Genomic DNA, 13064 nt, shown 5'->3' with positions numbered 1-13064 from the left:
ACTGTCATTCTTTCGTTTTTCAGTGGGGCAAAGATAGAAACTTCATACACACCACGCAACTTTATTTAACATAAATTTTACCGTTTTGTAATATTAAGCCTTAAAGAGCTGGATAGCAGAGTGAAAAATTTTAAACATTTGTTTGGGGATCGGGTGAGAGTGTGGGAGGGTTGGAAAGTTTGAGCGTTGGAGAGGGTGAAAATGGATCATTCGGGGGAGTTTCGAGATGCGGGGTGCGGGGTGTGGGCTGCGAGCGGGGTGAGTTTGAGAGTAAGGAGTAAGGATATGATATAGGATGCGGGGAGCGAGATGCGGGGTTTTTAGGGTGACCATTGATCAAAAGAAGGTATATATATTATATAGTAGAGCTTTTTTTAAATTAATAATCTATATATAAGCTTGGGCTAAAGCCGAATTAAGGAATTCCTTTTGATTAAACGGGCTTCCTTCGACGAAGCTCAGGATTATAGTCCGTTCCTATTGAATGGTTTTTATTTTTAACCGCGGATGACACAGATTGACACGGATCATGTTGAATATTTTATTATAGCCTATGTGAACTTGTTTTTATTTGTGCCAACTTATAACTTATTACTTATTACTTATATCCTCCCCTCTTCCCCAGCCCTGATAGTAATGGTTACCCCGCAGCATGGGTTGGAGAGTGGGTGGGCCTGAGCGTGGGCGTATGAATGGATAGCAGGAAATAGCTCCTAAAAAAGTTGGAGAGCTTGAGGGTTTGAGAATAATAGAGTATTAGAGTTTTGAGTTTTTGAGTGTGTGAGCTTTTGAGGAGTTGGAGAAAAACAGAAAATGATGTTCTTAGGAGTAAGAGTATGAAATTGGAGTATACTATATAATATATGATGATATTCAGCATTGAGAAGCCGTTTCTGATGAATGATTCAAGTTTTCAACTGTAACAATAGATGTAATAATGATAAAAAAGGGTCAACATTTTTTTTGATTCCTTACATTTGTAGTGCATTCCGGTTTCTAAGGAATGAAATGAGTTTTATATATGACAGACAGAAAATATAAGGAAACGGTACATACAGATAAAAACCACTACGAATATATTACGGTAACCCACGACGAAAATAATGTCAGAATCTATACTTTGAAAAATGGATTACAGGTTTTTCTTGCGCAGAATTTTGACGCACCAAGAATACAGACTTTCATTCCTGTAAAAACCGGAAGTAATAATGATCCGGCCGACAATACGGGGCTGGCTCATTATCTTGAGCATATGATGTTTAAAGGCACTTCAAAAATAGGGACTCAGAATTGGGAGAAAGAAAAGGAACTTCTTGATCAGATCTCAGCATTGTATGAAGAGCATAAAGCAGAACAGGATGCTGAAAAGAAGAAGGAAATCTATAAAAAGATAGACGAAGTTTCCCAGGAAGCCAGCCAATATGCCATTGCCAATGAATATGACAAAGCAATTTCTTCTCTGGGGGCCAGTGGCACCAACGCCCATACCTGGTTTGATGAAACGGTTTATAAAAATAATATTCCGAATAACGAACTTGAAAAGTGGCTGAAAATAGAAAAGGAAAGGTTCTCTGAAATTGTACTTCGTCTTTTTCATACAGAGCTGGAATCGGTGTATGAGGAGTTCAACAGAGCACAGGATAATGACACAAGACTTGTGAACTACGAACTGATGGATGCCCTTTTCCCTACTCATCCCAATGGACAGCAAACGACACTGGGAAAACCGGAACATTTAAAGAACCCATCGATGAAGGCTATTCATAAATATTTCGATGAATATTATGTTCCCAATAATTATGCGATGGTTCTGGTTGGGGATCTTGACTTTGATGAGACGATCCAATTAATTGATCAGTATTTCGGGACTTTACCTTATAAAGAGCTTCCTAAAAAGACACCTGTTATTGAAGAACCTATTACAGAAATTGTAACAAGAACGGTAAAAAGCCCTACTACTCCACGCACTCAGCTTGCATGGAGAACAGATAGCTACGGAACAAGAGAAGCTATGCTGGCTGATGTGGTTGCCAATATCCTCAGCAACAGAGGGGAAGCCGGATTATTGGATTTACATATTAACCAGACTCAGAAGATGCTTTGGGCGCAGGCCTTTTCCGTAGGACTAAGACAGTATGGATATTTTTCCATTGTTGCTGTTCCTAAGGAAACGCAAACTCTGGAGGAAGCAAAGAATATGGTACTTGGTGAAATTGAACTGATCAAGAAAGGTGATTTTCCGGATTGGATGTTGCCTGCCATCATCAATGATTTCAAACTGCAGAGAATGAAAGGACTTGAAACTGCAGAGGGTCTTGCTACTACCCTTTATGATTCTTATATAAAAGGAAGAACCTGGGAAGAGGAACTGAACGAAATGGATGAGTATGCCGCTTTTACTAAAGATGATGTGGTGAATTTTGCCAATGCGTTTTTTAAAGAAAACTATGTGGTTGTCAACAAAGAAAAAGGAGTCAACGACAAATTGATCAGGGTTGAGAATCCCGGAATCACTCCCGTTAAGATCAACCGTGATACGCAGTCAGAGTTTCTGAAAGAGATTCTGGCGGATAAAACTGAGGATATTAAGCCCGAATTCATTGATTATCAAAAAGAAATCATTACGGATCAGCTTAACGGAAAGAAATTAAGTTTTGTAAAGAATAAGTACAACGATATTGCTCAGCTGCATTTTATTTTTCCTTTGGGGAGTGATCATGACAGAGATTTAGGAATTTCCACTCAGCTTTTACAGTATTTGGGAACTGATGTTCTTTCACCGGAAGATTTAAAAAAGGAATTTTTCAAAATAGGAATCAGCAATGATTTTAAGACTACAAACAACCAGTTGATTATTTCTTTAAGCGGACTGGAAGAAAATATAGAGAAAGGAATTGCTCTTCTGCAGCACTGGATGCACGATGTACAGCCTGATCAGGAAATCTATCATCAGTTTGTAGGTACAGTACTGGAAAATCGCGAGGCCATTAAGAAAGATAAAAACCGTATCATAACAGCGCTGAACAATTATACGAAACTGGGCAGCAACTCACGCTTTACAGATGTTATTTCTAAGGAAGAACTTGAAAACAGCAATCCTGAAGTATTCACAGACAGAATGAAAAAGCTTTTCCAATATCCTTATCAGGTATTTTTCTACGGTAAAGATTTTGAAAACTTTAAAGAATATATTGGTCAGTATACAGAACCTGAAAGCCTTCAGATTCCGGAAGCCAAGCAATATCCTGAACCGGCAACGGGAGGAAACGTATATTTCATCAACTATGACATGGTTCAGATGGAAATGAGTAAGATTGGTAAAGGAAACGTGGTGAATCCACTTCATTTCGGAAAGATCAATGTTTTCAATGAATATTTTGGAAGAGGGCTATCTTCCATTGTCTTCCAGGAAATGCGTGAAAGTAAAAGTCTTGCTTACTCTGCCTATGTTTCTTATGCAGCAAACGCTGAGCTGAACCATCCTGATTATGTCACCACCTATATCGGAACTCAGCCTGACAAACTGATGATTGCAGTAGATACGCTGAATGAACTGATGAACGAACTTCCTGAAGTACCTATTCAGTTTGAAAATGCCAGAAATGCAGCTCTGAAACAGATTGCCTCTACAAGAGTTACCCGAAACAATATATTCTTCAATACCTTAAGACTACAGAAACTGAACATCTATCATGATTTCAGAAAGGATATCTATGAACAGATCCAACACCTGAAGTTTGAAGATATCAAACATTTTTATCAGACAGAAATCCAATCAATACATTTTAATACTGCCATTATCGGCAAAAAAGAGAATCTTGATATGGAAGCTGTCAACAAAATGGGAACATTTAAAGAAGTAAGTCTGAAAGATATATTTGGACATTAAAAAACAAACCGCACGATAGAATTATCGTGCGGTTTGTTTTTTATAAGTGATAAGTGATAAGTGATAAATGATAATTGATCACAGGTAACTCATCATTCATCATTCATCATTTATAATTCTATTATGTCATCATACAATCCCCGTCTCCATCCTGATAGTTTGGATTAAAATGACCGGGAAGTAATTCCAAAAGATTTTTATGAAACAGATACGCTCTATTGAAATCACGTTCGTAGAGATGTGAAAATACTTTTGATTGTTGTATTTCTTTGTTCAAGCCGGTTTGGTAAGAGGTAAAGCCTTTCACTTTATGGGTCACAATGAAATAATTTAAAAACCGGACAACCTCATCTAAATTACCATCCGAAAAAAGATAAGGAATTTTAAGATAGCCATCGCGCAGCTGCAGCAGAAAACAAGAGGTAAGTTTATTATTCTGATCCGTAATTTTTATCCAATAGTACTTAAAGCTGTCGGCAAAACTTGAAAACAGGTATTTTTCCTCTTTTTTACCTTCCAGGACCCAAGGATTTTCTATAAAAGAATTGATTTCGTCTGCGTTGCGCATCCCTGAAAACTTATTCATAAAATCCGCACTTTCTTTGTCGATCCTATCCAGAACTTTGTATTTAAAATCCGGTTTTGGTGCGGTCAGGTTTTTTATTGAGATCAGTCCATTGGCTGCAGCATCAAGGATTTGAAAAAGAGGTTTCAATGGTTGTGTTACCGGTTTCTTTTCAGGAATCATTTTAGCCGCATCGGTTCTGAAATAATAGCGTTTCCCTTCTTTAGGAAAAACATATTCAAAAACACCCATAATATTGTAGAGTGCTTCTGCTTCTTTGGTAAATTCTGTGATGGCAATTCTGCCTTCGTATTCTTCAAAAACTCTTTTCAATAATGCTTTGGCTGGTCTTTTCTTTCTGTATTCCGGGTTTACATACAGGGTGCTGAGCCAGGCATAGCGGATTTCTTTTCCATCAATCATAAAAGAGTCCGGAAAACATCCCACATAACCGACCAGTTTTTCTTCAAAAAAAGCCAGAATTAGAAGTACATCTTCATCTGATGCTTTTGGATTTTGAATATGAGACAGCGCACGATGTCTGGTAACCGGAAGAAAATCATAATGCTGAAAATCTCCGGAGGATATAAAATCTTCCAGTTCTCTTCTGTTGTATGTCTTCAGCGCTATCATTTTCTCACAATCGTATTTTTATTAATCAGGCTTTTCAATCTGAAGTAAGCGATTTCTTTTTTCAGGATCTTCACTCCGCTCTCTCCCATTTCCATAGGAATTCTTTGGAAATTTCTCTTTACACTGTCCAGTTTTATACCAGCACATCCAAAGCTGCAATAGATTTCTTTATTTTTATAGAGTTCATCAAAAAATTCTTTTTTAACTTCAAAATCGGTAAACGGAAAAGCAAAACTTTCATAGAGGAAATCATTTTCTTTTAAATAATTAAAAGTCTTATCTGTTGTTTCCATCTGTTCTTTCAAAGATAAATCCCCGTATTTCGGATGGTCCCAGCTGTGCGAAGAGATTCCGAAACCTTTTCGGGTAAGTTCTTTTAATTGATCTGTACTTAAATAAGGTTGGTGCTGTTTTGAATAGGCCTTAAAATCTACCTCAAATTTTTCCGCTAGCTGATCCAGAATATCTTTTTCCTGATAATTTATGGATAAAATTTTCTTTTGTAAACCGCTTCTATCGGCGTTCTTCAGCGATAAGATAAAATAAATTTCCGGATCAATCGTTTTCTGTTTTTCAGCAGCATCGGCAAGAAGACTGGCCTTGCACCTGAACATCATCTCTTTATTATCTATGAAAGCCGGATTGATAAAATTGCAGGCATAAATTCCTTTTCGTTCCAAAATGGGAGCCGCAATATCATAAAACTCTCTGAAACCGTCATCAAAAGTTAAAAGGGCAATTTTTTTTGAAGGTTTAAAACTCCCGGACCTATAATCTTTGAACTCCTGCCAGTTCACAAACTGAAAATTCCGGGCCATATGATCGAGATCGTCTTCAAACTGTTGAGTCGTCTTATAGCGGATCACATGTTTTAAGTGAGGAAGTTCTTGATCTGAAACACTATGATAAAGCGGCAGACAGTAATCCAGCGGAAATGATTTCCCGATATTCTCAGACTCAAAAGCTGCTAAAACATTGATGATCATTTCTTTCATCCTATTCTAAATAAAAAAGAATCTATTCAAAATTAAATTCAAATAGATTCTTAAAGGTATAACTTTTAAAATTATTTTATGATCTTCATTTCATCAACAAGCCACCTTGAATCAGCAAACTTATCTATGATGAAAAGGATATATTTTGTATCTACCATGATGTTTCTGCTGAAACGAGGGTCATAATTGATATCGCTCATTGTTCCTTCCCACTGTCTGTCGAAATTCAATCCAACAAGGTTTCCATTGGCATCAAGAGCCGGGCTTCCTGAGTTTCCTCCGGTTGTGTGATTGGTGGCGGTGAATCCTACAGGAACATCACCTGTTTTATCTTTATAAATTCCGAAGTCTTTTTTGTTGTAAAGATCAATCAGTTTCTTTGGAACATCAAATTCATAATCTCCCGGAACGTACTTTTCCATTACCCCTGCAAGGTGAGTCTGATATCCGTAAGAAACAGCATCTCTGGGAGTAGAACCTTTTACTTTACCATACGTTACACGAAGTGTTGAGTTCGCATCAGGGAAGAATTTTCTGTCTTTATCCGTCTGCATCTGCTGTGCCATAAATTTCTTTTGCAAAGCATCAATTTTTGCCTGCATAGAAGTATATTGCGGATCTGCAGTTTTCATATACGTTTCTTTCATCGAAACATATAATTGATAAACAGGGTCTTTCTTTAAAGTTCTGATCAGTTTATCCTGATTAGAAAATGCTTTATCAATATCAGTAGTTAATGTTCCTCCGTTTACAGCTGTTCTTCCTGTGATAACAGAGTTTTTAGACATCTCTTCTACAACAGGAATATTGGTATTTTCATCTTTATATTTGCTGAATCCTGCCGGTAAAAACTGTGCTGCAGTTTTATTAACATATAAAGCCAGTAATTTTGCGGTTACTTTAGCATCAAGCTCTGCACTATAATCCTTATAGAAAGAAGTTAGTTTTGTTTTTAATTTTGAAAGTTCCTTTTCATCCATTCTCCCGGCTTCCACTGAAGTTACGAAGTCATAATAATCACCCGCAAGCTTCAAGGTTTCCGCATTTCTGATGACTTCAGTGTAGTACGCATTGTTTAATGCATAAGGAGCCTGATCATTGTACAGTTTATTTAACTGATCCAAAGTAGTCTTGATCTCAGGATTTTTAGCTACCAAAGAACCTTCATACATTACTTTCTTTTCTACAGCATTGGATTTTTTCAGTCCTTCTACTTCACCGATCCATTTTTTCCAGTAATTGGCAACAGAAGCATATTTTGAAGCATATTTGATACGTGTTTCATTGTCAACACGCATTTTTTCGTCCAACGTTTTCAGAGCCACATCACGTACTGCAATTCTTGCAGGATCAATATCTTTCATGATCTTCTCTACCCCAACTGCAGGAAGGTATTCTGTTGTTTTCCCCGGGAATCCGAATACAAAAGTAAAATCGTTTTCGTTTTTATCCTTGATAGAAACCGGTAAATAGTGTTTGGGTACGTAAGGTACATTGTCTTTTGAATATTCTGCAGGTTTGTTGTTCTTGTCTGCATAAATTCTGAACATAGAGAAATCTCCGGTGTGTCTTGGCCAAACCCAGTTGTCTGTATCGCTTCCGAATTTACCGATACTTTGAGGAGGAGCTCCTACAAGACGGATATCTTTATACGTTTCAATGGTATAAGCATAGTATTTGTTTCCATAATACATTGGCTTTACCATGATCGACTGGTAAGATTCAATTTTCTGAGAGTTTTTATACACCTCAATATTGTTGTTGATCTTTTTAGTAAGCTCGGGCTCCGTAAGGTTGTCCGTACCTTCCAGTATTGGATCAGTAACTTCTTTTATATCTACAATAAAGTCTACTTTCACTCCCGGGTTAGGAAGTTCACCTTCTGTATTTTTTGCCCAGAATCCGTTTGAAAGAAGATCATTCTGAACGGTAGAATGTGCCTGAATCTGACCAAAACCACAGTGATGGTTGGTTAAAAGCAATCCTTTAGGCGAAATAATCTCTGCAGTACATCCGCCGTTAAACTGTACAACCGCATCTTTAATGCTTGGTTTCTGAGGGTTGAAAATATCTTTTGCAGAAATCTTCATTCCTAAATCCTTCATTTCCTTTTCATTCAGCTCCGTAGGAATCCACATTCCTCCATATTGTTGCGCAAATGCCATTGCAGCTGGCAAAAGAAATACAGATAAAAGTATCTTTTTTGTCATAATCAAAATTTTGCCCCAATTTACAAAGAAAAATATGAACAGGCTTTATAAAACAGGTGGAAAAGTTACTAAGAGTAGGTTTTTGTAAATGTAAAAAGTAAAATGTATTAATGAAGGGAGCAGAAAATTCATTTAATGATCTATACAGTAAACCCGAACCGTATATTGACAACTATCAACCAGCAACATTAAACTTTAAACTTTAAACATTAACCGCCATCCCCCTCTGGCTCAGTTTTTGTTGATTGGAAGTAACTTTACTGTTAAAAACATACTTAAATTAATTATTATGATGAAAAGCAAAATGCTCATGTTAGGAATGGCATCTATTCTGTTCCTTTCTTCATGTTCTAAAAAAGAAACGACTGAAACAACGGGTACTACAGATTCTGCTACGGCTGTACAACCCGCTGCTACAGACAGCATTACTAAAGCTACTCCTACAGCAGCGGGTGACACCTCGGAAAATGCATTGGACTGGGCGGGAACTTATGAAGCAACAGTTCCTTGCGCTGACTGTCCGGGAATCAAGACTTCTTTAACATTAAACGATGACAAGACATTCAGCATTACTGAGGAATATCTTGAGAGAAATTCAAAAAACCAGGATAAAGGCTCTTTTGAATGGGATGCTACAGGAAGCATGATTACTTTAAAAGGGAAATCTGCCAACTATAAATACAAAGTAGGTGAGAATATTCTAATCCAACTGGATATGGAAGGAAAAGAGATCGATGGTCCGAACAAGGATCTTTATGTTTTCAAGAAAAAATAAAAGTAAAGGCTTCGGCCTTTATTTTTTTGCTTTTTTATGATCTAAAACTGATACGCTTTAATTTTCGGATCATCTACCAGACGTCTGATCACTTCCTCATGATGGCTATTTTTTCCGGTAAGCCTCCATATTATGGTAAAGCTTTCCTGAGAATACTGCTGTTTAAGCATCTGATATCTTAAATGATTTTCTTTGAATACATTTTCACAATATTTAATATCCTGGGAGTCTGTTACAGCAATTCTGTATTCTCTTACTTTATTATAATTATCAATAAAATTCTGGAGATAAGTCAGGGCACTTAAAATAAGTAATACCAACGTAGTCCCCAACAATGCAATATAAATATAGCCGGAACCTACTGCCATTCCTATAGAAGCTGTGGCCCAAATAGTGGTTGCCGTGGTAATTCCTTCAATTTTATTATCTCCTTTGAAAATAACCCCTGCTCCCAGAAATCCGATTCCTGTAATGATGTTGGCGGCAAGACGATCCGGATTGGCGACTCCTATTTTTATGGAAAGTATGGTAAACAGGCAGGCTCCAAAACATACGAGAATAAATGTTCTGAGACCAGCCGACTTATTACGGTATTCTCTTTCAGCACCAATGAACAGTCCCAGAATAACAGAAATAAGGATCAGCAGCAATTCATTTTTAACAATATAGTGGTCCTGAAGAAAATCCATCTTTTATAATTTAAACAGAGAATAAATTTACAATAAATCCTATTAAGAACTATCTTTGCTGAGGAGATTTTGCGTTGGTGCCCCAAAAAATTTGTTGCATGAAAAATTTTTGTAATGTTACATTTTAATTGCAGTAATTTTCCAGTATAAAAAGGATTCAACAAGAAGATTGTTATAAAAAAACGCCTATGAAAAACCTTATTTTTGCATTATTTACCGTATTATCCGGAATCACATTGTTACATGCCCAAAAAGTGTTTAATGAAAATTATTCTTTTAAAAGTGATGGGTCAACGGTTGCTTTTGTACCCATTATCAATAATTTTAAAGATAATGACGATATTACAAATCAAATTTTAAGGGATACACTTCAATTAAAATTTAAAGATGCGGCTGTTTTACGGGCTAATATGGATACAAGGGTGATCGATATTTTAAAGAAAGTTGCTGAGAAAGATTATAAATCCAAAGAAGTAAAAATGTTTCCTAATCTTACAGGCATAATAACCGGTGAGGAAATGAACTATATTAAAGAAAAATTCGGCAATGCAGATCTATTACTGCTTCCGGTAATTTTCAATATCAACCAATCTGCGGGAATGACCTTTGGAAATGCACTATTCCGGCTTTATGATCTTAATAATGGAGATTTCATTCAGCAGTTTTCAGAAAAAATCAATGTAAATATAGGAGACGAAACAGGCTTCACAATAATGACCAGTATGCTTATCAGCGGTGAAAAATCTCACTTGCTCAAAAATATTAAAAAATAAAATTATATACAATTATGGATAAAGAAATTTCACACTTCTGGTTAGGATATTTCAAAAATGAAGAAGATTTCTATAGCTTCGTAGAAGAAGATGAAAATTATTATATAGAGGAAGAAACTGACGATCAGTATGTTTCCAAGTTCGCAGAATCACAGAACATCAAGTGGTTTGATGATGACTTTATAGAATATGGTTTTGAGGATGAAAGCCTCAGCCTGTATGACAAGTTTGCAGAGTATTCTTATGCGGACCAATGGCTTCCAATCTTAGAGAAAAAACTGAATGAACTCAGTCTGGATACGCCTGTAAACGCGATTATTTTTGCAACAAGATTTGTGATTCCTAATCCGGTTTCTGTAGAAAATGACGATTTTTCACTGCATTATGTGGGTGAAGTAGAATATGATATTTAATAACCAAAGCAAAACTGCTTTCTTAACACCGGCAACAAGTGATTTCATGATATGTGTGATCATTTGTTGCTATTTTTATACTATAATGAGGAAGAAATAAAGTTACATTAAAAAAAATAAATCTATTTTAGCATGTAATGAATTTATATTCTACCCTACAAATCGGAGATTATCATATTAATCATTGCGAAGATGATCTTCTCATCAAAAAAATCAATTCTGACAAGATTTTGTGTGCTGTAATGGACGGATGTTCTACAGCTATGGATAGTCATTTTGCATCAACACTTATTGGGAAGATTTTACGTAAAATTATTGTTGAAAACGGTTATAAGGCATTATATGAAAAAAGCTGCCACCACAGTCTGGAGGAAGAGCTCAAAGAAATCATAAAAAGTTTATTCAATGAACTCAAATTTGTGAAAAACTATCTGATGCTGGATGAAAAAGAATTATTAGCGACTCTTATTCTCTTGGTTTATGACCATGCAAAGGACGAAGGAATTGTCTTAACGATTGGTGATGGTGTTGTGTGCGTCAATGGAAATATTACTGAATTTGATCGTGATAACAGACCTGATTATTTAGCATACCACCTTCATAATGACTTTGAAGAATGGTATTCCCGTCAGTCCCATATACTTTTTTTTGATCATTTAAATGACGTTTCCATTGCAACTGATGGTATTTTGAGCTTTTCAAAAATTAAAAAAACGAATTCTGAAGACATGATCAATTTTGCTGACTATTTAATGATAGACCGTCAGAATAGTAACACTGAGGACATGCTTAACAAGAAACTAAAGCAATTGGAACATCAATATGGAGTAAAACCTACAGATGATTTAGCCATGATAAGAATAATAAAATAATTCAGATATCTGAGCCTCATGAAAAAGTCCAAACCTCATCAGTTCTACTCTTTTTTGAAGAAATGGTTGATCAATACAATCTTTATTTCACCGCTTACATTCTTGCAATTTTACTGGTCAATGGGAACCTTTTCAGATCGGATGTCAAGTGGCTGTCTGGAATGTTTGTTTGCTGAAGATGCATTATTCATGTCAGTGATAACCGGCATTTTTCTTTCTGTTATTTTTTGTTTGTTTTCCTTTATTAAAAGGATATTAATCAAAATTGGCATTGAGTTTATATTGTTGATTTTTGTCTGGTTATTTTGGAATTATTCCATATTTGTAGACAGAGAATCTTCATGGAGTACCTATGATTTCAATGCTGAGATTCAATATACAATTTCACTTTCTTTTTTTCCGGTTCTCTTTCTGGGATGTTTGTGTATTTCACTTTTACATTATCAGGAAATAAAAGCTAGATTTGTATCTTATAAAAACAAACACCATTGAAAAAAATAATTTCTACTTTATTTTTCGCTTCTTTAATTGTTTACTCCTGTAACAAAACCAAAACAGATACTTCAAAAAACTCTGTACACTTTATAGAAAAGGATACAGCACAGGTTCAGAAAGAGCCATCAACATCAGGAAAACAAGTCTCAGATTTTGTTTCCAATCAATATGAAATCCAATACGAAACCGAAGGTGATCTCAACCAGGATGGATTTCCTGATAAAGCATTAGTTCTAAGAAAAAAAGATGACACTTTAGCACAGAGAACCATGATTGTTCTTTTAAAAAATCCTGACAAAACATACCGGCTATTTAAAAGTTCTGAAACTGTTTTTCCTGATGAATACAATGAATCCGGTTATAAAATACACGATCCTGAAGACATCAGTATTGAAAAAGGAATGCTGAATATCAATCTCTACGATATCGGACCTTATGGTAACCGGTTCAGTAAATTCAAATATATGAATGACAATCTGATACTTACTTATATTGAAACCTATAATATGGGTGCGGGTTCTCACTCTGCCCTCTATTACGAGCCTATGAAAGGTAAAGTAACACTGGAAACGGTGAATACTATGGAAGAAGCAATGCCGTCAGAAACTAAAAAAGTACAGGTGAAGAAAGAAAGATTTTTATTTGAAAATGTTTCTCCTGATGATGTTGTCACGAATGTTTACAATGCTGTAGAATAAGAGTAGACTGTTCCGGTGCTTAAATAAAAAAACTTCCGCCTAAGAGACGGAAGTTTT

Annotated in this window: 11 protein-coding genes; 6 read left to right on the top strand and 5 right to left on the bottom strand. The window is 35.9% G+C overall.

Annotation, left to right across the window (positions count from 1 at the left end; translation table 11 throughout):
• The first annotated feature begins 1021 nt into the window (after positions 1-1021).
• Positions 1022-3889 (top strand): M16 family metallopeptidase, encoded by a 2868-nt coding sequence (locus FB551_RS20830; RefSeq protein WP_142018790.1) that lies wholly within the window; start codon positions 1022-1024, stop codon positions 3887-3889.
• 121 nt (positions 3890-4010) lie between these two features.
• On the opposite strand, the gene FB551_RS20825 is transcribed toward FB551_RS20830, so the two are convergent.
• From FB551_RS20825 to FB551_RS20815, 3 genes are all read right to left on the bottom strand, one after another.
• A complete protein-coding gene (locus tag FB551_RS20825) occupies positions 4011-5087 on the bottom strand; it encodes a GNAT family N-acetyltransferase (protein ID WP_142018789.1) in 1077 nt (358 codons plus the stop codon).
• Positions 5084-6082, bottom strand: coding sequence for a polysaccharide deacetylase family protein (locus FB551_RS20820; RefSeq protein ID WP_142018788.1), 999 nt, complete (start codon positions 6080-6082; stop codon positions 5084-5086). Before FB551_RS20820 ends, FB551_RS20825 begins: the two co-directional genes overlap by 4 nt.
• A gap of 71 nt (positions 6083-6153) precedes the next feature.
• A complete protein-coding gene (locus FB551_RS20815) occupies positions 6154-8292 on the bottom strand; it encodes a S46 family peptidase (protein ID WP_142018787.1) in 2139 nt (712 codons plus the stop codon).
• A gap of 289 nt (positions 8293-8581) precedes the next feature.
• Here FB551_RS20815 and FB551_RS20810 point away from each other — a divergent pair, with 289 nt between their 5' ends.
• On the top strand, positions 8582-9067 hold the full coding sequence (locus FB551_RS20810) for a copper resistance protein NlpE (protein WP_226798751.1): 486 nt from the start codon (positions 8582-8584) through the stop codon (positions 9065-9067).
• Between the two features lie 41 nt (positions 9068-9108).
• Here the strand turns inward: FB551_RS20810 and FB551_RS20805 are convergent, their stop codons facing one another.
• Positions 9109-9756 carry an MgtC/SapB family protein gene (locus FB551_RS20805; protein WP_047429520.1) on the bottom strand — a complete coding sequence of 216 codons (648 nt, stop codon included), beginning with the start codon at positions 9754-9756 and terminating at the stop codon, positions 9109-9111.
• Between the two features lie 188 nt (positions 9757-9944).
• Here FB551_RS20805 and FB551_RS20800 point away from each other — a divergent pair, with 188 nt between their 5' ends.
• The 3 genes from FB551_RS20800 (at position 9945) to FB551_RS20790 (ending at position 11814) form a co-directional block, all read left to right on the top strand.
• On the top strand, positions 9945-10529 hold the full coding sequence (locus FB551_RS20800; RefSeq protein WP_142018786.1) for a hypothetical protein: 585 nt from the start codon (positions 9945-9947) through the stop codon (positions 10527-10529).
• 14 nt (positions 10530-10543) lie between these two features.
• Positions 10544-10942 carry an immunity 22 family protein gene (locus tag FB551_RS20795; RefSeq protein WP_047429504.1) on the top strand — a complete coding sequence of 133 codons (399 nt, stop codon included), beginning with the start codon at positions 10544-10546 and terminating at the stop codon, positions 10940-10942.
• A gap of 137 nt (positions 10943-11079) precedes the next feature.
• Positions 11080-11814: a protein phosphatase 2C domain-containing protein gene (locus FB551_RS20790; RefSeq protein WP_142018785.1), complete on the top strand. Its 735-nt coding sequence runs from the start codon at positions 11080-11082 to the stop codon at positions 11812-11814.
• 110 nt (positions 11815-11924) lie between these two features.
• On the opposite strand, the gene FB551_RS23415 is transcribed toward FB551_RS20790, so the two are convergent.
• Positions 11925-12086, bottom strand: coding sequence for a hypothetical protein (locus FB551_RS23415; RefSeq protein WP_167497905.1), 162 nt, complete (start codon positions 12084-12086; stop codon positions 11925-11927).
• Between the two features lie 216 nt (positions 12087-12302).
• Here FB551_RS23415 and FB551_RS20780 point away from each other — a divergent pair, with 216 nt between their 5' ends.
• Positions 12303-13007, top strand: coding sequence for a hypothetical protein (locus tag FB551_RS20780; RefSeq protein ID WP_142018784.1), 705 nt, complete (start codon positions 12303-12305; stop codon positions 13005-13007).
• Positions 13008-13064 lie beyond the last annotated feature (57 nt).

The sequence above is a fragment of the Chryseobacterium aquifrigidense genome (assembly GCF_006716485.1).
In the GTDB taxonomy this organism is placed as follows: Bacteria; Bacteroidota; Bacteroidia; order Flavobacteriales; family Weeksellaceae; genus Chryseobacterium; species Chryseobacterium vietnamense.
This window is presented reverse-complemented; position numbering and strand designations above follow the sequence as displayed.